The organism is [Clostridium] innocuum (genome assembly GCA_012317185.1).
GTDB classification, from domain to species: Bacteria; Bacillota_I; Bacilli_A; order Erysipelotrichales; family Erysipelotrichaceae; genus Clostridium_AQ; species Clostridium_AQ innocuum.
Genome location: CP048838.1, coordinates 2,604,527 through 2,627,921 on the forward strand (window position 1 = coordinate 2,604,527; position 23,395 = coordinate 2,627,921).

At 45.1% G+C, this 23,395-nt stretch carries 29 protein-coding genes and 2 pseudogenes; 30 read left to right on the forward strand and 1 reads right to left on the reverse strand.

The genetic code is table 11. The features are described from left to right. The first annotated feature begins 102 nt into the window (after positions 1 to 102). The 23 genes and pseudogenes from G4D54_12635 to G4D54_12745 all read left to right on the forward strand — a co-directional run bounded on the left by G4D54_12635 (position 103) and on the right by G4D54_12745 (position 16,752). Complete coding sequence (locus G4D54_12635) at positions 103 to 1,101, forward strand: hypothetical protein (protein QJA03236.1); 999 nt, start codon at positions 103 to 105, stop codon at positions 1,099 to 1,101. A gap of 245 nt (positions 1,102 to 1,346) precedes the next feature. Then, positions 1,347 to 1,781 (forward strand): hypothetical protein, encoded by a 435-nt coding sequence (locus G4D54_12640; protein QJA03237.1) that lies wholly within the window; start codon positions 1,347 to 1,349, stop codon positions 1,779 to 1,781. 29 nt (positions 1,782 to 1,810) lie between these two features. Then, positions 1,811 to 2,143, forward strand: coding sequence for a hypothetical protein (locus tag G4D54_12645; GenBank protein QJA03238.1), 333 nt, complete (start codon positions 1,811 to 1,813; stop codon positions 2,141 to 2,143). Between the two features lie 27 nt (positions 2,144 to 2,170). Then, the gene (locus G4D54_12650) at positions 2,171 to 2,605 is read left to right on the forward strand and encodes a signal peptidase I (protein QJA05198.1); all 435 of its coding nucleotides are present in this window, start codon (positions 2,171 to 2,173) and stop codon (positions 2,603 to 2,605) included. A 7-nt stretch (positions 2,606 to 2,612) separates the two neighbouring features. Next, positions 2,613 to 3,338 carry a signal peptide protein gene (locus tag G4D54_12655; GenBank protein ID QJA03239.1) on the forward strand — a complete coding sequence of 242 codons (726 nt, stop codon included), beginning with the start codon at positions 2,613 to 2,615 and terminating at the stop codon, positions 3,336 to 3,338. Further along, the gene (locus G4D54_12660; protein ID QJA03240.1) at positions 3,335 to 3,835 is read left to right on the forward strand and encodes a hypothetical protein; all 501 of its coding nucleotides are present in this window, start codon (positions 3,335 to 3,337) and stop codon (positions 3,833 to 3,835) included. Before G4D54_12655 ends, G4D54_12660 begins: the two co-directional genes overlap by 4 nt. Before the next feature lie 17 nt (positions 3,836 to 3,852). Further along, a pseudogene (locus G4D54_12665) lies at positions 3,853 to 4,416 on the forward strand (hypothetical protein). Then, complete coding sequence (locus G4D54_12670) at positions 4,409 to 4,999, forward strand: hypothetical protein (protein QJA03241.1); 591 nt, start codon at positions 4,409 to 4,411, stop codon at positions 4,997 to 4,999. The pseudogene G4D54_12665 and the gene G4D54_12670 overlap by 8 nt, the downstream one beginning before the upstream one ends. Next, positions 4,983 to 7,140: pseudogene (locus tag G4D54_12675) on the forward strand (isopeptide-forming domain-containing fimbrial protein). Before G4D54_12670 ends, G4D54_12675 begins: the two are co-directional and overlap by 17 nt. 286 nt (positions 7,141 to 7,426) lie before the next feature. Next, positions 7,427 to 7,804 (forward strand): recombinase family protein, encoded by a 378-nt coding sequence (locus G4D54_12680; protein ID QJA03242.1) that lies wholly within the window; start codon positions 7,427 to 7,429, stop codon positions 7,802 to 7,804. Between the two features lie 26 nt (positions 7,805 to 7,830). Next, the gene (locus G4D54_12685) at positions 7,831 to 8,310 is read left to right on the forward strand and encodes a hypothetical protein (protein QJA05199.1); all 480 of its coding nucleotides are present in this window, start codon (positions 7,831 to 7,833) and stop codon (positions 8,308 to 8,310) included. A 397-nt stretch (positions 8,311 to 8,707) separates the two neighbouring features. Beyond that, the gene (locus G4D54_12690) at positions 8,708 to 9,151 is read left to right on the forward strand and encodes a hypothetical protein (GenBank protein ID QJA03243.1); all 444 of its coding nucleotides are present in this window, start codon (positions 8,708 to 8,710) and stop codon (positions 9,149 to 9,151) included. A gap of 326 nt (positions 9,152 to 9,477) precedes the next feature. After that, a complete protein-coding gene (locus tag G4D54_12695; GenBank protein ID QJA03244.1) occupies positions 9,478 to 10,413 on the forward strand; it encodes a hypothetical protein in 936 nt (311 codons plus the stop codon). After that, a complete protein-coding gene (locus G4D54_12700; protein QJA03245.1) occupies positions 10,410 to 10,682 on the forward strand; it encodes a single-stranded DNA-binding protein in 273 nt (90 codons plus the stop codon). The genes G4D54_12695 and G4D54_12700 overlap by 4 nt, the downstream gene beginning before the upstream one ends. 72 nt (positions 10,683 to 10,754) lie before the next feature. Then, complete coding sequence (locus tag G4D54_12705) at positions 10,755 to 10,913, forward strand: hypothetical protein (protein QJA03246.1); 159 nt, start codon at positions 10,755 to 10,757, stop codon at positions 10,911 to 10,913. Between the two features lie 295 nt (positions 10,914 to 11,208). Further along, positions 11,209 to 11,505, forward strand: coding sequence for a hypothetical protein (locus tag G4D54_12710; GenBank protein QJA03247.1), 297 nt, complete (start codon positions 11,209 to 11,211; stop codon positions 11,503 to 11,505). Continuing rightward, positions 11,502 to 12,014 carry a hypothetical protein gene (locus tag G4D54_12715; GenBank protein ID QJA03248.1) on the forward strand — a complete coding sequence of 171 codons (513 nt, stop codon included), beginning with the start codon at positions 11,502 to 11,504 and terminating at the stop codon, positions 12,012 to 12,014. The genes G4D54_12710 and G4D54_12715 overlap by 4 nt, the downstream gene beginning before the upstream one ends. 266 nt (positions 12,015 to 12,280) lie before the next feature. Beyond that, complete coding sequence (locus G4D54_12720; protein ID QJA03249.1) at positions 12,281 to 12,814, forward strand: hypothetical protein; 534 nt, start codon at positions 12,281 to 12,283, stop codon at positions 12,812 to 12,814. A gap of 61 nt (positions 12,815 to 12,875) precedes the next feature. Continuing rightward, a complete protein-coding gene (locus G4D54_12725; protein ID QJA03250.1) occupies positions 12,876 to 13,205 on the forward strand; it encodes a hypothetical protein in 330 nt (109 codons plus the stop codon). 398 nt (positions 13,206 to 13,603) lie between these two features. Then, positions 13,604 to 14,584: a hypothetical protein gene (locus tag G4D54_12730; GenBank protein ID QJA03251.1), complete on the forward strand. Its 981-nt coding sequence runs from the start codon at positions 13,604 to 13,606 to the stop codon at positions 14,582 to 14,584. A gap of 347 nt (positions 14,585 to 14,931) precedes the next feature. Next, positions 14,932 to 15,417, forward strand: coding sequence for a hypothetical protein (locus G4D54_12735; protein QJA03252.1), 486 nt, complete (start codon positions 14,932 to 14,934; stop codon positions 15,415 to 15,417). Positions 15,418 to 15,553: 136 nt separating this feature from the next. Next, positions 15,554 to 15,874 carry a hypothetical protein gene (locus G4D54_12740; protein ID QJA03253.1) on the forward strand — a complete coding sequence of 107 codons (321 nt, stop codon included), beginning with the start codon at positions 15,554 to 15,556 and terminating at the stop codon, positions 15,872 to 15,874. A 287-nt stretch (positions 15,875 to 16,161) separates the two neighbouring features. Beyond that, complete coding sequence (locus tag G4D54_12745; protein QJA03254.1) at positions 16,162 to 16,752, forward strand: hypothetical protein; 591 nt, start codon at positions 16,162 to 16,164, stop codon at positions 16,750 to 16,752. Between the two features lie 33 nt (positions 16,753 to 16,785). Here G4D54_12745 and G4D54_12750 read toward each other — a convergent pair whose 3' ends face one another. Further along, the gene (locus G4D54_12750) at positions 16,786 to 16,995 is read right to left on the reverse strand and encodes a hypothetical protein (protein ID QJA03255.1); all 210 of its coding nucleotides are present in this window, start codon (positions 16,993 to 16,995) and stop codon (positions 16,786 to 16,788) included. Between the two features lie 142 nt (positions 16,996 to 17,137). On the opposite strand from G4D54_12750, the gene G4D54_12755 reads away from it, so the two are divergent. From G4D54_12755 to G4D54_12785, 7 genes are all read left to right on the forward strand, one after another. Then, positions 17,138 to 17,629, forward strand: coding sequence for a hypothetical protein (locus tag G4D54_12755; GenBank protein QJA03256.1), 492 nt, complete (start codon positions 17,138 to 17,140; stop codon positions 17,627 to 17,629). Positions 17,630 to 17,656: 27 nt separating this feature from the next. Then, complete coding sequence (locus G4D54_12760; protein QJA03257.1) at positions 17,657 to 17,848, forward strand: hypothetical protein; 192 nt, start codon at positions 17,657 to 17,659, stop codon at positions 17,846 to 17,848. An 84-nt stretch (positions 17,849 to 17,932) separates the two neighbouring features. Next, on the forward strand, positions 17,933 to 18,154 hold the full coding sequence (locus tag G4D54_12765) for a hypothetical protein (protein QJA03258.1): 222 nt from the start codon (positions 17,933 to 17,935) through the stop codon (positions 18,152 to 18,154). Between the two features lie 179 nt (positions 18,155 to 18,333). Then, positions 18,334 to 18,780 carry a hypothetical protein gene (locus tag G4D54_12770; protein ID QJA03259.1) on the forward strand — a complete coding sequence of 149 codons (447 nt, stop codon included), beginning with the start codon at positions 18,334 to 18,336 and terminating at the stop codon, positions 18,778 to 18,780. Between the two features lie 3 nt (positions 18,781 to 18,783). Beyond that, positions 18,784 to 19,650 (forward strand): hypothetical protein, encoded by an 867-nt coding sequence (locus G4D54_12775; GenBank protein QJA03260.1) that lies wholly within the window; start codon positions 18,784 to 18,786, stop codon positions 19,648 to 19,650. Between the two features lie 35 nt (positions 19,651 to 19,685). Further along, the gene (locus tag G4D54_12780) at positions 19,686 to 21,317 is read left to right on the forward strand and encodes a hypothetical protein (protein ID QJA03261.1); all 1,632 of its coding nucleotides are present in this window, start codon (positions 19,686 to 19,688) and stop codon (positions 21,315 to 21,317) included. Then, positions 21,314 to 23,335, forward strand: a complete 2,022-nt coding sequence (locus tag G4D54_12785) for a type IV secretory system conjugative DNA transfer family protein (GenBank protein ID QJA03262.1) — start codon at positions 21,314 to 21,316, stop codon at positions 23,333 to 23,335. The genes G4D54_12780 and G4D54_12785 overlap by 4 nt, the downstream gene beginning before the upstream one ends. The last annotated feature ends 60 nt before the right edge of the window (positions 23,336 to 23,395 follow it).

The window sequence follows — 23,395 nt, forward strand, 5'->3', positions numbered from 1 at the left end:
AGGTAGTCCACGAGCGTGATAGATCCATCAGGAAAAGACAGTACCTGGCAACTTGCCAGGTAGCTTTTCACAAAAGATAGGACAATGATGGGAGGTAAGGTCATGGACTTATTCAAACATATCTTCCATGTGATCCGCATAGTTACTGTGAAAGAATATCCTCTTTCAGAAATAAAGCAACAGATCAGAAATAAGGTCATAGGACCAGGTGATCGGATCAGAGTCAAAGGATATCTGAGCTGTTTTGCGCCCATATGTGAACCTGATACATTCGTTCCTAAAATGATAACATATGATCGTAAACATGATGAAGTACATGTGGTATCCTGTTCGCCGGTCGTAAGGAACCTTCAATCGGAAGAATATGGAGTTGCATTTCTCTATCCGCAACAGGAAGGGCGTTTTGAATATGAGCTAGAAAACAGTGCGGAGAGATTGCAGATCACAGATAAGAACAGGTTCATCCCAGTAGTAATGAGAAAACAGGAATATAGAAAATTTTCAGAAAAACAGGTCGAGATGATCTGTTCCATCGAAGATATATGTGTATGTGATCCAAAAGATGAATTCATATTCAAAACACGTGAGTTCAGAAAAGTGAATGATTGGTTCACAGACCTCTATATTCCCCAATATTCAGCATATTGTCTAAAGGCGCAATCCATACTTCCGGATAACAACGGAGATAGAAAAGATCCTGTCATCGTACCGTATGCCATCGAATATCAGGTATCTTGTAAGGATGAAGAAATAGATCTATTCGAAGAGCTCCACACAGCGCTTGTAAAAGCCTTCGTAAACGAAAATAGCCGATACAAGATATGGCACATGGGAGAAGAAAGTCATGACTTCATACTGGCAGAAGATCCGGGTCTAAAAATCGTTTATAAGTTCGACGGGAAAGTCGGCTTTTATCAAAATATAGATATAACAGATACTTTGATCTATGAGCAGCAAATGATGCTATTGGAAGAACGATTATTACAGTTCAAAGACCATTTACATGCTTCGATACATTTGGATCTAGTGTATCTATCCGATATCGGCATGTCAAGGGTCCTAGATATCGGTCGTTATAAGCCAAAGGCAAATTTAGCCTGAAGTCGATAAGGCCAATCTATTTCATAGTCATTCTATTGAAAGGATGCAGATGGCAGGTGATCTACGAACGAGGTATCCCTATCTTAGAAAGCATTACCTGGCAAGTTGCCAGGTAACTTATAAAATTGGAATGAAGAAAGGCTATACCTTGATCGATGATATATGACATTTTCAAAATATGCGGGAGATTTCCCGTTTTTTTGCTCGTCGATCGAAGGCTTTCGATATGGAAAGGAGAATCTGATATGGAAAAGCATACAGAACATAAGCTGCTTCATAAAGCAATCGAAAGAATAAGCTATCGATATCGTCATGAAAAGGCGTTATCGAGCTTCAAAGAAAAGAAACTGCGATACCTCTCCATGAATGAGGATGAATTCCTACTGAGCTATATAGAGATCAGTGCGAGATGTATATGTAAGAAATGGATACTCTTCTTTTCTTCGATGATCTGGCTGATGATGACGATATCTTTGTCTTTCTATGTGAAGAAGCTGCTTGCTGTCCTTCCCACGATAGCTGATCAGGAATATCGAAGCACGATCCTGCTCATATCTGTCAGTGTACCTGCGATGATCCTCCTGCCGTGGCTCATCTGCCTGATACATGCGTTCATCAAGCAATATCGACGGACGAAAGAAAAAATGATCATGGATGAGGTAAGAAGATATCTGCAATAGCTCATGCGAAAAGAAAGGAAGAAACATACATGGCAAGATGGCTGAAAGGTATCGCTCATTTATCTGCATTCGATGCGATCGAACAGATCAAACATGCCGCAGATGAAGAAGAAAAAAAGTGTTTGATCCAGATGGAAAGGGAAAGAAGAAAGAAAAATCGGTATAGGACAAATGTGATAATAGTTGCTGGCTTGATCATAAACCTAGTTACTATTCCAATGCTGTTTCTTAGGATCAAACAACGAATCTTTGATATCTTAATACTGGACTATGCAGTAAGCGTCACCGTATCCGGCTGTACGATATGCATGACAGCGCTGACAGTATTTTATTTAAAGGGTCTTATAAAATCAAATCGTTGACCTTTTTATCCCCCCCAAAAAAAGGAGCTGATACGAACGAAACGAATAGGTAGCATAGCGTTGACCATTCTATTGGTTTTGGTATCCTTATGTTTATGCGGTCATTTCCGGATCTATTGTATCCTGAGTGGTTCGATGGAGCCCACGATATCCACCGGCAGTCTCATACTGGTCGATACCGATGTTGTACTGTATACGGAGGATATCGTTACCTTTCAAAAGCAGGATTCCATCATCACACATAGGATCGTGAGACAGATTGATGATCAGAGATTCATCACAAAGGGAGACGCCAATGACAGCGATGATCCTACACCGCTCTATAAGACGCAGATCATCGGTAAGGTCATCCTGGTCATCCCTTACATCGGCTATATCGTCCTATTCATCAGACGATATCTCTGGCTGCTGTGCGCGGCCTTTTTGGCATGGCAGATCATACGAAAAAGGAAAAGGAGATAAGAAATTTATGGAAATCAGAAACAAGAAAAAAGTAGGCATCCTCTCAATAGCTGTATTGGCAGGGATCACAATCATTGGATCCTCTGTCGCATATTTCACTTCGACGGATACGAAGGACAATCTCTTTACCGTAGGCTCTGTGAGGACCATCCTGCATGAGGACAGATGGGACGATCTCGCAGATACCGACCATAACGGTATCCCCGATATGGCAGAAGATATCATACCGAATAAAACGATCCCAAAAGATCCGACGATCGAGAATACCGGCAAGAACCCTGCCTGGGTCTATCTGGAGGTCAGAGTACCGATCGTAAATATCATCACCGCGCAAGAGGATGGCTCACGGAATCCGAAAGCTGATACAGAGCTCTTCCTCTTCACGCCGGACCTGGATCACTGGCGACAGCTGAGTAAGATCGTTGAAGAGGATACCGATGGCAGGAAGACAGCGGTCTATGTCTTTGGTTATGAATCTGTATTGGATCCGGGGCAGACGACAGCAGAGTTGTTCTCCTCTGTAACCTTCTGCAATGCGATCGAAGAACAGGGGCTGGAGGACAGCGAACAGACGATCACCGTCAAGAGCATGGCCATCCAGCAGGAGGAGACCGGAACAATGGAGGAAGCCTATGGAAGCTTCATCAACCAGGAACATGTTACGAAGGAACCTGCACCGCAGATGCCAGAAGATGGAGAAGCAGCTGTGGATGATGGAGGTCACGATGAATGAAGCACAGGAAGAAATGGTTCCTCGTCTTCCTGTTGGCAGGGATCATCCTTATGATGGTCCCCTTCAGTATCGCCTATCTGACGCATGTGGAAACGAGAGAGAACCGGATAACGATTGGACAGAACGATGTCATGATAGAAGAGGATTTCACACCTCCCAAGCAGTGGCAGCCGGATACGACGTACGAAAAGGACGTGAAGGTCCGCAATACCGGCAGTGTCCCCTGTTATATCCGCGTCTACGCAGCGCTTTCCGATACGACCATCCCTGCGCATATGGACTTCGATACGAAGGACTGGACGCAGGCCGATGACGGCTACTGGTATCATAACAGCATCGTGGAGCCGGGAGCTGTCACCTCCAGTCTGTTCACGAAGGTGACGATCGAGGACATCGAAATAGAGCAGCGGAAGACATTCGACATCATCATCTATGCGGAATCTGTACAGGCGGAGGGCTATCGCGATATACGGGATGCCTTCGCCGGTATACGATGAAGGAGGTATGGAATAGCATGAAGAAAAGAAGATCACTCATCTTATCTCTTGTCGTATCCCTGCTCATCTGCGGACTGATCATGGGGGGATTCCCTCTCTTCCCTAGTACGTTCCTTCCAGCAGCGTTTCATCGCACAGACGGATACCGTGGAGGTGACATTGATCGATGACCTACAGCGTAGTGAACCGATCGTACCGGGAAGCAGGATCCCCCCCTGGATATGGATGTGCAGAACCTGGGAGCTGCCTGTCAGGTACGTTTCAAGGTCTGCGTCTATACCGGTGGAGAACTGCTCCGTGAGCTTACAGAGGCGGAGCTGGAGCTGGCGGATGGCTGGGAACGGAAGAAAGACGGATATCTCTACCATACAGGCATTCTGGAAGAGGATGGCATACTGGAGCTGTATGACGCTGTCATCGCGAGCAGTGACATCATCACGAAAGAAGATCAGACGCTGGTACTGGAGACGACGATCCAGGCCGTACAGAGTGAGCATCTTGAGGTCTCTTCGGATGGCTGGGGAGATACCGAGATCCGACAAACGCTCCGTTCAAGGAATGAGGTGAGATCCGATGCGTAGAAAACTGCTGTTACTGACGATACTGCTGTTGCCCTTCCTCCCTGTAAGGATACAGGCAGAAGGATCAGACAGGTACGACATCCACATCCGGATCACGGAAGCAGGGATACAGAAGACATCGGCAGATGATATCGTGCTGTCACGGATGCTTCCGGGAGATGAACAGACCTATACCCTAAGGGTGGATAACCGAAGCAAGGAGGAACAGGAGCTCTATCTCAAGCTTTGCGCAGGAGAAGGACAGCTTACCGAGATACTGGAGCTGCAGGTGACGCAGGATGGCCACCGCCTCTATGAAGGAACTATGCAGGATGCGCAAAGAGGTATAGCGATGGGGCGCTATACATCACAGGAGATGACGACGATCCGGATCACACTGCGTCTTCCGAAAGAAACAGACAATGCATATTCGATCAGGGAAGCTGCTGTCGATGTCGAGCTCACTGCACTGACGATACAGGAAAGCGTAGCTACAGGAGATCAGACACAGCGGACACTGCTCATATCCAGCACGCTGGCATCCATCTCCTTCCTGATCATCATCGTAAGAAGGAGGCGAAAAGATCATGAAGAAGCACGGTAGTCTACTCATATCGATCCTGTTGCTGTTCCTGCTGATCATCCTTCCCCAGGATGGCCATATCACAGCAGCGACCATCCATGAGGTATCCGGAAGCAGCACCATCATCGATTCCTATTATAGCTTCGCACCGAAGTTCACGCCCGGGGTATCCTGGGCGGAATTCTATGGCTGCAGGAGCTATGATGATAGTGCGCTGTTCCGCAATGAAGGAGCTGCCAGTGGACGACTGCCAACGAACAGTCACCTCGCCCTGTTATCGAGCAATGCGCTCGTGAGAAGTGGCACGATCGGCGTGCGATACAATAACATCGGCCACTATAACGGATCGGCAGTAGATCTAAAGATCATGCTGGTGGACGGAGAGATCCGCACGGCGACTACGACGACGCATCCGGATATTAACATGCCGAGCGTCGCCTTCATGGATAACAGTATCGACATCTACCAGCAATCCTATCAGAGCAGGAATTTCGTTTGGCAGTTCACCTTCTATAGGAGAGGAACGAACACACCGATATCAGTACCCTTCCATGCGAATTTCAAAGATATCGATAACACGGAGATCTTAGGTCATGGCTATAGCGGGATCGATGGCGTCTATGTGATGAGCAGAGGCAGTGGCGGTAATCTGAGCTATAACAGTTCTCAGGTGTATGCACCGTCAGAATTGAGTGGAGATGATGTCCGACAGAACTGGGCTACATTGATAGGAGTGGCCTCGAGCTTCCGGCTGGGGGTATACGAGAAGACTGGATATCGATGTCGAGACATGGGACAAAGGAAGTGATTATCGAACGTTCTATCACTGGAAATGGTCCAACGATTCCCTCGTGAAGTTCGATACACCGGTCCCGACGAAACGCATCAATGGCAGCACTTCGGCATCTATTTACAATGATACTGCTTTTAACTATACGGTAGACTTTGCAGTACCGCCGGAGAATGCGACAACGTATTACACGAGCTTCAAGCTCAATGATACCCTGGCAAGCTGTCTGCAGCTGGCCAATGGAACAAGCAGCATCACCATCCGAGATTCAGCCGGTAACGATGTGACATCGAAATTCGATCGTACCATCAGCGCTCAGTCCATACAGCTGAGCCTTCGTAATGTCGGTGACACTTCGTTCTATGGAAAAAGCTATACCGTCACGCTGAAGTGTAAAAAGAAAAGCGGTCATGACCTGTCCGCCTGGTTCAGCACATCCGGTTCCGGATCTGTCCGCAATACAGCGTCGATAACGACAGATCGAGGGACGAAGACATCGAATGCAGTAACTGTGGGCTTCTATTTCAAGATAACGACATCTGTGACGAACGGGACGATCACGGCAAGCACAGCCTCCCCGCTGCCGAATACGAGCAGGACGATCAGCTACAGCCCTGTGGACAGTGACCACGTATTGGAGAGCGTCACCATCGATGGGAAGGAAGTCGATATCAAGAAATATCCGAAGAGCTATACCTTCAGCGGGATAAAGGAGGACCATACGGTAAGTGTGAAATATAAACGTGTCTACAAGATCGAGACCGGTGCGAGCGGTGGGACGATCACACCCAAGGTGACCGGCATCGACAAGGGAGAAGATAGAACGATCACGTATACAGCGGATAAGGGGTACTATCTGCGCAGACTGCGTGTAGACGGAAAGGAAGTAGACGTGAAGCGATACCCTACCTCGTATACCTTCCATGATATCTCTTCAGACCATGTCATAAAGGCAGAATTCCTGCCGATACCGGAACTGCGGATCACGAAGCGGATCTATGGGGAAGAAATGTATCCGGCGTCGGGAGATCCGACCTTCCTCTTCCATATCGAAGGCACAGACTTCACCGGAGAGAGACAGGAATATACGGAGGTCATCCGATTCACAGCGTCTGACAAGAAAGCGTCCGGAGGCATAGAGAAAACGATCGTCCGGAAGGATATCCCTGCCGGTGAATATGAGATCAGCGAGATCCCGGTATCGAGATATCGTCTGGATAGTATCACGGATGTCATATCCGGCAAAGTAAGTGGCAGTAAGGTGACGCTGGATACCGATGGACAGGATGCGAAGGCGACCTTCGTGAATCGCAGGAAGAGCTATCAGGATTACAGCGATAACGATCTGGTGGTCAATACGTTCCATAGATGAGGAAGCTTACCTGGCAAGCTGCCAGGCAGCTACGCCTACCGTCGATACATTGGAAGAGAGCGAAGATGTATAGATATCATCACGTGAGATATCGCAAATTCCTCGATGAGATAGGGATGGATATACCGGAACAGTGAGACAGCCCCTCACTGTTCCATCCCCTTCATATATTCAAGACGATGCCCGTACCATATCTATTGAATGCGACGGGACTTTTGGTGTAAGATATATGTAGCGGATATGAAAAAGCCCAAGCTATCCTTGTGATGTAAAAGAGGTGGTATGAGTGAAAACGGAAGGATTATCGAAGGCATTGGAGAAGGCCAGGGATAATTGCACACAGCTCGCTGATATGGGAGTAGAAAAAGAAATGCTGGAACCGTTTTGGCAGTTGATGAAAGAGTGTGAAGCGATCATCCGACATGAGGCCGATCATAAGAAAAAAATGATGAAGGGGATAAAAGAGGCACAAAAGAACGGCGTCCGCATAGGGCGTCCTGGGATCCCCTGCAGTGATAAGTTTCTGAAGCTGGCTGTCCTGCAATCCCAACATGCGATCACGGCAGTGGATGCGGCAGCGCAGCTCAACATAGGGAGATCGACCTTCTATAAACTGAAGAAGCTCTATCATAAAGAGATCAAGCGGAAGAAACAGGAAGGATGAGCGGTGACCCCGCGAAAGGAGAAAGAATGGAAGCTGATATCGTATTGAAAGAAGATGAGATCGAGAAGTCATTCGAAGCCGCAAGCAGTGATTTTCTATCGTATCTGGACAAGAGCATCGAGCGGCTGGAGGATGAGCAGGAGCTCACAGGGCAGTATAAAGAGGACATGATCGCAGGAAGAGAGGGCATGGTCATCCTGTTACCGATATTCCTCGATATGTTCCGGGCAGCACTGCATGAGCACGTAAAGACGAGAACGCCATTATTAGCTGTCGAACTCTATGAAGAAATGGACGGCGTGGATACGACCTGGGGGATCGGCCTCATGATAGCCGAAGAGCTGTGCAGGAGAGCCGGCGTCGAACATAAGAAGGTCTCACAGGACATGGAAGCGACAATCTTAGAATTTGAAAAGGTACTTACAGAATATTACAGTATGATGGGAAACGATCCCCAGGCGGACGCTGTGGCTTCTGACATCCCCGATGGTAGATATCAGGCTTGATGGGGATATCACTTCAACTGTATACATAAGAACGGACGCGATGTAACGAAGAGGTATGGCCGGATACACACGAGGTACGACATACGAAGACAGGCTGCTGGAATGGCAGCTTTTTCTCTTTCCTCTCCGGCTGCGCCCCTACATGGCAAGTTGCCATGTGAGCGATCTTCTATAAAAAGTGCAGCGGCACATGTGACGGCTTTCTACATGGCAAGTTGCCAGGCAGCTATGGAATACCGCTTCCGGCTCCTCCGTCAAGGACCGGGTCGTATCTTCCTGACGGAAGATCTCCACCCTGCCTGCAGCTCCTTGACTGCTCCACCTATAGCGGTGTGAAGAAAGTGTAAGGTAGCTACACTTACAGTCGATAGCGGCAGAACCGCACAGGAGGAAAGATATGCATTATTATGAAGTACAGTCACAATTAGTAGTTTTGAATAATGAGGATGCCTATGTAGCATCCGAAAAAGCCCTAAATGAATTTGACCTTTTGGTCATCGATAGTAAGGAACACGGATTCATTACTGTTTCTATCTCTCGGAAACTCACGAATTTTGAGGCGATTTCCATGCCATTCGAAATCAGTACCTATCTCATGAAGATGGATATCGAGGGATATTTGAAAAAGAAGAAAGCGGAAATCAGTGCAGATGTCATCCTTAAAAAGGTGGAACTCAAAGTCAAGGAGATACAGTATATGGAGAAACTGAAAAAATATCAGAGAGACCCGAAAGTAAAAGCATTACTGGATGAATATGATGCTTTACAGAAAGATACACCTATTCAAGCAGAAGCGGAAGAAAATACATATGATGGATTGTCATTGGATGACCTAGTCTAAACAAAGAAATCGGGAGAGACACCTCTCTCGATTTTTCTATCTCATTTTGATATCCGGCATTTGAATCAGTATATTAACTATGGCTGCGCCTCTACATGGCAAGTTGCCATGTAGCTATGGAATACCGCTTACGGTTCCTCAGTCAAGGACCGGGTCGTATTTTCCTTTGGAAAATCTCCACCCTGCCTTACGGCTCCTTGACTGCTCCACCTCCAGCGGTGTGAAGAAAGTGTAAGGTACATATCCTTACGATCGTAAGCGGTGACCCTGCAAGGAAAAGCAATAAAAGAAGATAATAGATAAAAATACATTTACGGGAGGCAAGCATGAATGAGAGTATCGTATTGAAAGGAATACATAACAAAAAAATAAAAAACATATTCATATTAGGACAGCCAAGGACTGGTAAGAGTACAATTGCTAAAAAATTATTGTCATATGGTGCTTTTAGTATCTTAGCAATGGATGAAGTAAGACATGCGTTTTATGCATGTGGGATACAGGATATATATGCAAAGGATAATAAGACCGAGGTGAAGGATACATATTCCACAGCTTTTTTAGAGTTTATAAAAAGCTATATCAAATCTTTTCGTCATAACAATCCGGATATCACCCTGATCATTGAAGGAATGGAAATGACCGTACAGGAAGTGGCTAAGGAATTTCCAGGGGATATCATCGTAGTTTTGGGAATAGATACATCTGATACACAGGTATTTTTTGATTTGATAAGAATGCAGGAACGCACGAACGGACATGCATGGACCAAACATATCACGGACGATGAACTGCATGAATGTATCGAATGTAGTATGCGATATTCTAAAGAAAACGAGAAAGCTGCAAGAAAACTGGGGATCGCATATTTTTCCTGCAATGGTCATCGGACAGAAGATTATGAAAGATCGATCATCGACTATATATTACGATCCATGTCTTCCGATGATATAAGGTCTTACCGTGAACATATGAATTTGATGGATCTATATCTTTTCTTAGATCTTACTGATCGTTTTGAAAACTATAACTATATTAAAAATATTTTGAAAATCGATTATTATCAGATCATCAAGGTAGGTCATCGTGATCTATTAGAGCTTCATGAGCTTCACCTTAGAGTCCCTATCTTATATCATGTCGATGACCTTAGCATATTTGAAAAACAAATATCCAAGCTTAGAGATTTGAGAAATACATCGAAAGATATCGTTATCGATATCTGTGGGAATATCGAAAACTTAGGAGGGATCACGAAATGAAACTGTTTATGATAAGTGGAAGGATAAAGGATATCAGGACAAGGATATCGGCAACCCAGCGAAGCTTTCTCAATATGCATATCTCTTCCAGTGACGGTGCGTCCTATGAAATATCGATATCCTATGAGCACGTATTCGATAACCGCCCTCTGGAGGTTGGCGATAGCGTGATGGCAAAAGGACAGATCATCTCCCATGAGAGTGAGGATGCATCCGGTGAGGTACATCTGTCCTATGAATTCATAGCAGATCACATCACGAGGTATTAGCCTATACTACCTGGCAACTTGCCAGGTAGTTTTCTCATGTACCAGATAGTCGAGAGAAAGGATATAGATAATATGAAATTATTCATTCTGATACAGATACTGTATATCATCTATTTATTATTGCGTATCAAACGGTACAAGAAGGAAATCACATTATATAAAAACCTGCGGCTCATGTATATTGAAATGATACAATGGTTGAATACCAAGCATCTGGAAGATAAAAAATAAGTATGATGACTCATCACGACTAAGGGAGAATGACGAAAAAACTCGATGCCATGAGATAGCTCCAGATCCTGCAATATCAGCGCTTCCCTTTTGGCTGCGCCTCTACATGGCAACTTGCCATGTAGCTATGGAATACCGCATCCGGCTCCTCAGTCAAGGAGCGGGTCGTATTTTCCTAACGGAAAATCTCCACCCTGCCTTGCGGCTCCCTGACTGCTCCACCTCCAGCGGTATGAAGAAAGTGTAAGGTATCCATCCTTACGATCGTAAGCGGTGACCCCGCAAGGAGAAGAATATGAAAAATATAGTGAACACGATCATCGGAAGCAACAACATTATAATCAGAAACAGCACGGTATCCCACATCAGGAATATCGAGACCCTTTCACAAGGTTGGAACTGGGTCGAATCTACAGAGGGCTCAGGCTTCTTACTATCGCCTGAGGGAGATAGCGTCGTCGATTATGTCCTGATCATAGGGACAAGTGATATCCGTTACCGTTTCCGTGATACGGAGTCATGGATGCTGTTCGTAGGAACGGAAAAAGAATTCAAGGATTTCATCTTGAAGAAAGTGAGAGATAGGATATGATCTCCATAAATGAAGATAGAAAAAAGTTGATGGACGATATACTGACACTACAGCAGAAAGAACTTGAAGCCTGTGATGATCTCCGAGCACTCTATATATCAATGCTCAACCATCACAATCATCACAATGACCATAGTTGTACGGAAAAAGGTGTCGATATCCGTGTAGGAGATATCTGTTATATCGATTTCGGAAATGCATTCATCGAAGAGATAGGCTTCCAGCATTTCGGACTCATTTTGAGCCTATGTAAAAATAAAGCGTATGTCGTGCCGATGAGTGGTAATGAACGGGCTTATGCGCAAGCCTATAGTAAGGATACCCTAAACGGCAAAAAACATCTGATGCGCCTGGAAAAGGTCGGTAGGATGAAGAAACGTTCTGTCTTATTCATAAACGATTCCAAATGGATAAATACCGCGAGGGTCATAGACGTAAAAGGACATCTGAAAAGAGACAGCCAGGTCTTTCGAGAAATCATGACCAGGGTCAAAGATATGATATCCTAGAGGAGCTCTCCTCTAGGGTATTTTATATACTGGCGAGCAGTTGATCAAGTAAAAAGATGCCGGATAGCTCTGCCGGCTCAGGTGCCGGCCAACTACATGGCAAGTTGCCATGTAGGTATGGAATACCGCACATGATTCCTCAGTCAAGGAGCGGGTCGTATCTTCCTGACGGAAGATCTCCACCCTGCCTTCGGCTCCTTGACTGCTCCACCTCGTGCGGTGTAAAGAAAGTGTAAGGTAAGTGGCAGCCCCACAGGAGATGGAAAATGAAAAAATTATATTACATGACGTATCATCAGCAGCTTGGTCAAGATACAAGATATCTTGCGGAAGGATTGATCGTGAGTGATGAAGATTTTCAACAAAAGACTCACTTCTCAATAGGTGAAGAATCCTACATCTGTTCGGCAGTTCCTTTGAACGATGCTGAAGATATCTATTATTTCTTACAGGATCTCATCCAGCGAGGTAAGACGACAAATATGCAGACTAAGAGATTACAGACCTTGGCATTACGTGAGTTTCTGAACGATGAAGCCGGAGATCTATATGCGATCCTTTGCGATAAAGTGCAGTACGGTATAACAAGGATACAGATGAAGAGAGAAGCCGGATACTCATTCTATGAGTTAGATGATCATTACGCAGATATCTGTAGGAAATACAACGCAAGCATGCTCGTTGAATTTGCATATCTACGACACACGGCCAACTATTGCTTTGCATTGCATGATGAGCTATTGAACATCGAAGTGATATTCAGTGACAGAGAAGCAAAGCTATCAAAAAGAAGGATATAAGGATATCATCTACAGGTGATAGTTCAAGATGTCAAACATAACAAATCTTGGAGGTGTGACGATGAATAAGGAGATTTTTGAATATGGCGGTCATCATTTTATTCCGGAAAGGCAGTTCACCAGAGAAGAAGATGATTTCTTTGTTATTTCACGCAGGCAGCGGAGAGATAAAGAACTCGGCTTTTGTAAGTCAGGCAATGGTTATGAGAGCAAGTATCCTTATTCTCCTGAGGACTTCTATGCTGTGTCACCGGAAAAGGAGTGTGACCTGTTCCGCTGTATGGAAAACGGAAAGCTATATCTGCCTTGTGAAAATGATCTACAGGAGTATGTGGAGGCAGAGAAATGTAAACTACCAAAATCAACACGACCGAAAGAGCGAATAGAGTAGAGCTGTCATACTCACAGAAACCGGATATCAGGATCCTTGCTGATCGATAGCTGCCGATGATGATGTTATCAGCAGCTTCCCTGATATGTTTAGGTCACCATATTGTAGGGTGATACTCCAAGCAGGAAGATCACTCTTTCTGTTACACGACTACATGGCAAGTTGCCATGTAGGTATGGAATACCGCACATGGTTACTCAATCAAGGAGCGGGTCGTATCTTCCTGACGGAAGATCTCCACCCTGCCTATGGCTCCTTGACTGTTCCACCTTGTGCGGTGTGAAGAAAGTGTAAGGTAGTTATCAAAAAGGAAGGAGTGCTTTTGAAAGGGTTGCGGAAAACGCCTTACGAATGTATAATTTTCTTAGATGGTATACAATAAAGAGAGGAGTAAAGAAATGGAAGAGCAGACAGCACTTGCCAATACGCTGGATCAAAACGAAAAGAACAAACAGCAGGCATACGACAGTTATTGTAAGAATATGTTGAGCAATAAGTCGATATTAGCATATATCTTGAAGAACTGTATCAAAGAATTTCAAAATATCCCCTTAGATGAGATACCAAGCTTCATAGAAAAACAGCCACGGATCGATGAAGTGATGGATGATCGGATCGTTGGAAAGAATGTAGAAGACGCGTCTATCCCCTCTGCAGTCATACGGTATGACATCCTGTTTGAGGCAACACTGCCAAATACAGGAAACACGAAGAAAGAAGAGATCGGTGTCATCATAAATCTCGAGGCACAGAATGAAACAGCGCGTCTGTCATATCCGTTATTGAGCAGAGCGATCTATTACTGCAGCAGGATCTTAGGAAAACAAAAGAACGCAGCGGATGGATTCCAGCATTCTAATTTCGGAGATATGAAAAAAGTATACTCGATATGGTTGTGTTTCCATCATCCAAAGGACATGGACAACGTGATCAACCGATACAGCATGCAGGAAAGCAGCATGATGAACGAGTATAGAGCACCGAAGGAAGATTATGATCTATTGGAAGCCATCATGGTCTACCCTGCCAAAGAATATGACTATGACGATGATGAGCATGGATTCCTGGAATTGTTGAACCTGTTGTTCATAGCCAAGCTATCGGCAGAAGAGAAAAAGAAGAAATTAAAGAATGATTACCGCATAAACATGACGAAGGAAATCGAAGAGGAGGTCGAGATCATGTGTAACCTGAGCCAAGGTATCAAAGAAGAAGGTAGAATCGAAGGACGTGCTGAAGAAAAGCTAACAAGCACGATCATGCATGTCCAGGCCATGTTAGAGAGATTCCCAGATATGACAGCTACAGAGGCGATGGATATCCTCAAGGTAGAAGAAGAACTGCGAGCAAACGTCTTAGAGATATTGAAAAAGGCATAGCATACAAGCGATAAAAGCAGAGGCACGAGCTTCTGCTTTTCTTATGCGATATAGAGCACACTGAGGATATCTTCTATAACATGGCAGATTGCCAGGTATCTTTTAGAATCCGCCTGAAGCCGTCAAGCAGCCTGCATGCGGGCTGGCTTTCTACATGGCAAGTTGCCATGTAGCTATGGAATACCGCTTGCGGCTCCTCAGTCAAGGATCGGGTCGTATCTTCCTGACGGAAGATCTCCACCCTGCCTTACGGCTCCCTGACTGTTCCACCTCCAGCGGTGCGAAGAAAGTGTATGGTAGACAGAGCTTACCAAGAGAGCGGAAGGACCGCATAGGAGGAAATGTAAATGGAAAAGCAAGAAGTGATCTCGATCGAAGAGCTAAAACAAGGTTTCTGTTCAGAAACGATGAAACAAGGATTCTTATGGTCTGGTTATTCAAAGAATCAGTTAGACGATTATTTAAAAACACGTAAGGAACGTGATCTACTTTATCTTGTATACTCTTTAATGAATCGGTGTGATCTTTATTTTAAAAAAATGGTATGTACTTATGATATGTGGATCGTCAACACCCGTCTTTATGGTGAATCATCATTTTGCCTAGTTTATACCATCTATACCATGAACAATAATCATTTAGATAAAAAAGATTCTATAGTTGCTTACTTAGAACATGAAGATGATACTTATGTCCTTGATTTCAAGGAATATAAAATGACAGTTTGTGAGGAAAGAAAAAGACAGCGTGATCATGATATGGAAGTCGGAAGATTCATATTACAGTGCTATGTCGATCTACTGAACGATCTGTTACAGGAAGTGGAGATATAGGGATCACAAACAGCTTTAGAAACATAATCGTTGTATCCCTACCATATCATGCATCCGATCACGATATAGCACTGCATGATGATCTATGACAGCTGCGCTTACAGAAGAAAGTGGTAACCCCGCAAAGGAGGACGGAATGAACTATCATAGGAACGATGAGGAAATGATGAGACAAGCAAAGGGCGATGAGCCGATAACGATCGACAAGCTGAATGACGAATTGGAAAGTCTGCTGGAGGAGCAGGCAGAAATGAGGAAGAGAAATGCATATTACATAAAAAACAAAACGATGATCGGATATGAAGGGCTGAGCGATGATGAGGCGAAAAAGTTAAAAGGCCGACCGGACAGTTACGGCTATTCAGAATTGGTATACTCCAGCCTTGATTTCGCTATCATCAGTGATAAGATAACCAATCTGAGAGTTCATATCAAACATCTGAAATGGACACAGTAGAACTGTGATTCCAAAAGAGAGCGAATCACCTGGCAAGTTGCCAGGTGATCGGATCCTCTATAAAAAGCAGCCGGCACATGAGCCGGCTTTCTACATGGCAAGTTGCCATGTAGCTATAGAATACCGCATCCGGCTCCTCAGTCAAGGACCGGGTCGTATCTTCTTGACGGAAGATCTCCACCCTGCCTTACGGCTCCCTGACTGCTCCACCTCCTGCGGTGTGGAGAAAGTGTAAGGTAAACAGAGCTTACCGAGAGAGCGGAAAGACCGCATAGGAGGAAATTCAAATGGAAACTTTCAAAATCAATATGAACGAAGAATTGAATGGAGTCGAACTGACATTCTCACAGAAACCGGATACCAGGATCCTGACCACATTGAAGGATGCCGGCTTCCGCTGGCATCGGGTCAAAAAAGTATGGTATGCGAAAAGATCAGAAACGACACTACAAGTCATTGCCGAACTGAAAGAAGGTTCCTCTGGAACAATAATAGACGATGGGCCAAAAGCAACGGATGTAGGATCAGAAAAAGAAAATCTTGACGGTGTGAAGGTCGGAGACCTATACGTTGCTTCCTGGGGATATGAACAGACGAACCTTAGCTTCTTCCAAGTCGTGAAGATATCAGCACATAATGCATGGTTCATCGAAGTCGCTCCAGAAATCAAAGAAGAAAGTGATACAGCGTGGGGTTCTCGGACAGTCTCCTTCAGGACAGACGGAGGAATGCTTGCGCCAATCCATAAGCCGACATTCATCAAAGACCAGTTGCATGGAGACCGGAAAAGCACGAAAAACGGAACTATCAAAATGACTGAGTATGCATATGCCCATAAATATAACGGAAGCGAATTATATGAGAGCTGGTATGCATGATCAGTTAGACTCCTGACATATTCACTTTCTTCATTATTCCATAGCTGCCGATGGCAATGCCGGCGGCAGCAGCGCCCATGTGATCCATACCGACAGGAGAAAGATAAATCGAATTCTATATAACCCGGTAAGCTGCCGGGTTATGAGTTCTCTCTGCATAAAGCAAAGCCGGCATATCTGCCGGCAGGCTACATGGCAAGTTGCCATGTAGGTATGGAATACCGCTTCTGCTTCCTCACTCAAGGACCGGGTTGTATTTTCCTAGCGGAAAATCTCCACCCTGCCTTATGGCTCCTTGACTGCTCCGCCTTCAGCGGTGTGAAGAAAGTGTAAGGCAGCTACCTTACATGAAGTGAGTGGTGACCCCACGAGGAGGAATAAAAGCATGACGAATAAAGAATTGAGTATGAAGATAAGAAAATCGCTGAAAGAAGCAGGATACACACAAAAAGATATAAAAGTCTCTGTCCGTTCATCCCGATATGACACAGCCGCAAAAATCACGATCCATAATCCTCATATCGATAGACATCGAATAGAAAAGATCTTACGCCCTGCATATGAAGAGATCGATAGAGATGACATTACCGGAGAGATCCTGCAGGGAGGTAACACGATGCTATTTATCGAATATGAATATGGAATCTTTGAAGAGGTAGCACGGGAATGGATGGCGACTGCGAAAGGACTCATGCAAAGCAAAGCAGAGGTGACAAGAATTTTTGATGGTCTGTATTTGCTCGATCCAGACCACTGCGGAGCGCTGGAGATCAGGCAACAGGACGAGAATACCAGTTGCACATATAGAGTGCATAGCATCTCTCATCTGTGTGAATTCCTCTACAAATTCGCAGAATTCAAAACGATCGCAGTATGATAGAGCGAGAAAGAAAACAGAAAAGATATGTTTGAAATGAAGTCATCGGAAAGATGGCTTTTTTACTTTCTTCATGATTCCATAGCTGCCGATGGCAGTGCCAGCGGCAGCAGCGCCGGTCTGATCTACGCCGGCGGGAAAAAGAGAAAGACACTTCTCTATGACCTGGCAAGTTGCCAGGTCATAGATTCAAGAAGTGATATACAGGAATCGAAATGATGATAAGGAGGGTAAAAAGATGAGGAAGAACAATATGTATCAAGACTTCGATCATGGTAAAAAACACTTGAAGGAGTATCAGAGATGGCTGGCTCCCTCCCGGGAGCCGCCACTTCACTAAAAACGCTGTTTTTAGTGAAGCAGGATAAGGGATTTTGTCCGACAAAATCCGGCGGGACAAACGGTCAACGACCGTTTTCTAAAAACAAAAAAGATGGGAAAATGCTTTATTTATCAGCTATTTTCGTATTTTCAAATCGTAAAATTATTGTAGGACATCTGTCAGACATTTGTCGGACTTTGTAGGACGATTGTCCGACATGTAAAAACACGATAAATAAAGGAGTTTGGAAAAAACTGTAGGACATACGTCCTACGATAAAATAGGGTTGTCCTACAATCGTCCTACACATTTTTATAAGATCTTTTTCTTCATCAAATAGATACCTGGCAACTTGCCAGGTTATAAAATTGGAGGTAAGAAAGTGAAAGAAAGAAAATCATTCCGCTTTAGCTTGGATACATTTCAAAAGCTGGATACTTTACAAGAATTAGAAAAACAGCAAGCAGAAAAATTCAATATTACGCCTAAATCGATTACCGCAATAGTTGAAGATGCGATTGCAGAGTATTATGTTTTGAAGCTGGATAAAGATACCGGGACAGACTATCTCACCAGAATGAATCTGATGATTCAGGATGCTCTGAAACAACAAAACCACCAAAGAGATATGACCCTCAATCATATCCTCCGCTATGCCATGATGTCTTATGAAGCTGCTGTCACCATGCTCAAAAATTTCAGGCTCTCCGATGAGGAACGTCCAAAGGATTTTGAAGATGCCAAGAATCTCGTTCAAAATCTGGACAGTATCTTTGAAGACAGCATCTTTGAAAAAGTTGCGAAAGAGCTTGGCGAGGAGGTCGATTGATCTATGCTTCTCCTTGATGCTTTTGATAGATTGAGTGATCTGCTGGAAAAGGGATTCTCCTGTTATCGAAGGATGCGTGGTTCCGATCCGAACGGCTTCAATTATGACATGCTCGAGAATTCTCTGGACGTCACCAGACGAGCTTATATGGATTGCCTCGAAGTTCATTTCGATCACACCCTGTTGGAACGTATCGAACGACAGTGTCAGAAAAAAGGCCAACAGGTATTCAGTGCTGACTTCTTGAATGATCTCATGGAAGCCTATATGGAGGAACGATTTGCGAAGCAACGATATTTTTTCGATATGGATGGCGTCCTGTTCAAGTTCGATAACACTCTGACTACGCTTGAGCCACTATATGAGGAAGGCTACTTCAGGAACCTTCCTCCTCATCGTCTCGCTGTCCACTGCCTGCAGGAATTATTGACAGAAGCCCCTGATCAGATCTATATCCTATCTCACTATATCGACTCTCCCTTCGCTGAACGTGAGAAGCGAGAGGTATTGCAGGAACTCTTCCCCTCTCTGGATCCACACAACGTGATCCTGGTCCCTTACGGAGAAAACAAGACAGACCATGTTCCGCTAAGAGTCAAAGAGAATGATTTCCTCATAGATGACTATAACCAAAATCTTGTATGCTGGAGAGATGCCGGTGGATATGCGATCAAATTCGTGAATGATATAAACGACAGACACGGATCCTGGAAAGGAAGCAGAGTCGAATATGATGATCCTGAGCTCATCAATTCCTTGAACCATATATTTGAATACGCTGTCACAAGTGAAGATCTGGCAATGACTCTGGAGCCTTATATGCAACAGAAGCTGGAGGTGCTGCGTTCACATGCTGATATCGGTCTTTGATCACATGGCAACTTGCCAGGTAGGAGATATCCGACATGAGTAAGGCTCACGTCATCAGCAAATTCCGCTTCCTGGAATGTGGGAAAGCTCCACCGAAAGGCTCTCGATTCAAAGGTACGATCTCTACTGCATCACTATTGGATTGGTACGAGTATACCGGCAGAGAAAAAGCAGCGGACGATAAGAAGGAACACAGTATGCATGAAGGTGGACTCTTAGGCTATACGAGCCAGGATGATACGACGCGTACCTTCTCCAGCGATGGCTGGCTGACGAAAGACAAGATGCCGGGATTCAAGAAGAAGATAGCCAAGGCATTCCATAAAGACGGCGATATCTGTTGGGATACTGTCATCTCTCTCAAGGACTATCAGGACTCCTTCCAAAGCAATATGTATGATGTCAACGATTATGCTGCGATCGTCTCCAAATCCCTGCCCGGATATTTCAAAAGCATCGGTCTCGACCCGGACAACATGATCTGGTGGATGAACTATCACAACAATAAGAAGAATCCCCATATGCATATCGTGTTCATGGAAAAGGTCCATACCAGAACGCGTGGTAAGTTGGCGCAGAAATACCTGGACAAATATAAAAGCACCTGGTTGAAGGAATTAGGTCTCCGTCAGGAATTCACCAAGAGATACGAAAGAGCTCCAAAGGATGTCTTCAGGGAAAAGGATGCTTTACGTAAAACGCTGATCTCCGGGATCGACATGAGATTCCATGACCAGCTGCTCCATAGCTTCTACACGACGCTTCCGAAGAAAGGAAGACTCTCCTATAACTCCAAGAACATGAAGCCATACAGAAGACAGCTCAACCTGATCATCCGCTCCTTACTGCAGGATGAAGAGATACGACCGGCGTACGAAGAGTGGCTCGGTAAGGTCGAGATGCTGGATGATCTTCAGAACACGCTTGCGAACGAGAAGATCTCCCACTTCAAAAAAACAGAGCTGGACAAGCTCTATACCAGGATCGGGAATATGATCCTGGGACATGCGAAATATAAAGAGACGGAGCATAGACAAGAACATGAGCTATGGTTCTCAAAACAGAATATCCGTTATCAGGATGAACAGATATATCGTATCAAGCTCCAGGATCGTGCTGCTTGTATCGACCTGCCATCCGATGCAGCCCTGTTCCTGGATGAACGGGGCTTTTATCATGTCGAGATCGAACAAGACAAAAGCTACACGCTCCATCGGTATGCAAAAAATCTCGATGCCTGGAAAGATATCTCTGAAACAGATACATTGCAGATCGATAGAGACACCCTCTTCCGCTATATGCATGCGAAGGACATATCGTTATCCGAAGGTGAGCCTAAGATCTTTGTAGGTCAAGATAGCCGTATATCGCTCATGGATGGGACAGATGAGACCGCTGTGCCGCTTCTTACGGACGATCCAAAAGAGATACCTCCTGATCCACAAAAATCCTTGCACGCTCGATCAGAAGGTCCCCCTGCCCGTATGGGGATGAGGAAGAAATCGAAAGTGATCTATAAGCAAAAACTGAGTGCAGTCCTGAAAAAAGGCTCCAAGCGGATCCTACATCAGGACGCGCAGGAAAAAGAAAGAGATCTGGAAAGATTCATAAGAGAATATGAAGAACAACAGATCCGGAGTGAAGAAAGGGGAAAAGAATATATATGATACGAAAACTCATGATCTCTCTGCTCGGAATAGCTCTCGCAAGGATACTCTTCATCCTTGCGGCCATCAACCTGACCAATATGCTCGTATTCGACAGACTGGAGCCATCCTTCGATCTCAGTCTACTGGATCAGATCCCGCAGACAAGGGCGGTCATCGATATACTGACGGTACTCATCGCAGTCTTCATCCTTCTGGGGATGTTTTCGAAAAGTACCAAGAAGAAGCTGGACGATGACAAGAAGAATTTTACACATCTCTCCTCTATCCATGAAGCGAAGCGCAGTCTGACCAGAGTGCAATTTCATGAAGCAGATAAAGGAAAGTCAACCAAAGAAGATATACGATGGGTATTGAACGAAACATCCTTTCTGACGAAAGCCGATCGTATCCTGAACTATCCGAAGCTTCCTTATAATGCACTCCTGACATTCTTCCGGATCGATGACTGGCACAAGCTCAATACCGTAAGACATTGGGAGATAGATGGTAAGCCTGTCACACAGCGTGCCGGCCTCCCCATCTATATGCCGAGATTCCGGAAACAGACGATCTTCGTCGATGCAAACGACAATCATTCTATTCTGATCGGTACGACGAATTCCGGTAAGACCTTCTCTGTCATCCTGCAGATGATCGAGCTCGTCTGTATGTCCGGTGAATGTGCCGTCATCAACGATCCCAAAGGAGAGCTCTACGAATATACGGCAAAGCAATTCGAAGAGGCCGGGTATGAGATCATCAAGCTGAATCTCGTCAATGCGAAGGCTTCCGATGCCTGGGCTCCCTTAGAACTGGCATGGGATACATGGAAGAAGGCCTATATGGATCATCAGGAGGCACTGAAGAAATGGAAAGCAGAAGAGACTACCTTCACACCTGCCGAGAAAGCAGAGTGGCTGGCCAGGATACCGGAGCCTGACTACTCTCAGGCGATCGAATTCCTCAAGGATCTTGCAAACAGTCTCACCTATGATCCGAATGTCAAGGATCCGTTCTGGAACGATTCCGCAAGGGACTGCATCATCGGGATGGCTGCTTTCCTGATGGAGGAAGCCGTCCGGAACGGAGATATGACAGATGGGATCATCAACTTCAAAGCGATCAAGCTGGGATTGAACTATGCAGATGTGAAGCTCACGAAGGAACAACAGAAGGCACTGCAGGTGCGCTCCGACAACATCCTGGGCGCAGTGTTGGAAAAATCAAGAAGGCTGGACGATACCAGTCATATGTATCTGATGGATTATTGTAATGCGCCGGAACAGACGCGGCAGAGCATCAAGAAGGTCCTTGCGACGAAGATCGATATCCTGACGATGAACGAACAGATCATGCGGATGACCTCCTATTCTGATTTCGATATGAAGGCTCTCGGACAGAAGAAGATGGTGATCTATCTGATCGTGCATGATGAGAAGAAGACCTACTATCCACTCGTCACGATCTTCCTAAAGCAGCTCTATGAGGTGATCATCAACGAAGCCAGAGGGAATAAAGGAAGACTCCCCATCCCTGTGAATGTCATATTGGATGAATTCGGTAACTGTCCTCCATTAAAGGATATCCAGAGCATGCTGACCGCATCCCGTTCCCGCGGTGTACGTTTCTCACTGGTCGTACAGGATCTCTCTCAGCTAGGAGAAGTCTATGGAGACAAAGTAGCGACGACGATCCAGAACAACTGCTCCAATACCGTGTATATCTTAGGCTCTCAAATGGATACACTGAAAAGGTTCAGTGAGATGTGTGGTTCCAGACAGATATGGCTGCCATCGAAAAGCTGGTATGAGACGCGTCCTGTCATAAGCATCGATCGTCTACAAAAATTGAATCTTGGTGAAGTCGTCATCCACAGACAGAGGAAATCCCCTTTCATCGCAAGGATGATCCCTTATGACAGATGTAAGTTCTATAGAGGCAAGAATATGGATCCAAACGAAGAGAGATCACCAAAGCCGGCTGTCAGATGGATCGATATGAAGGCTCTATTATCGAATTATGGAGATGTTTTCTAACAACATGGTGATCTGCCATGTGTGTAATGACCATGAACACGATATTACCTGGCAACTTGC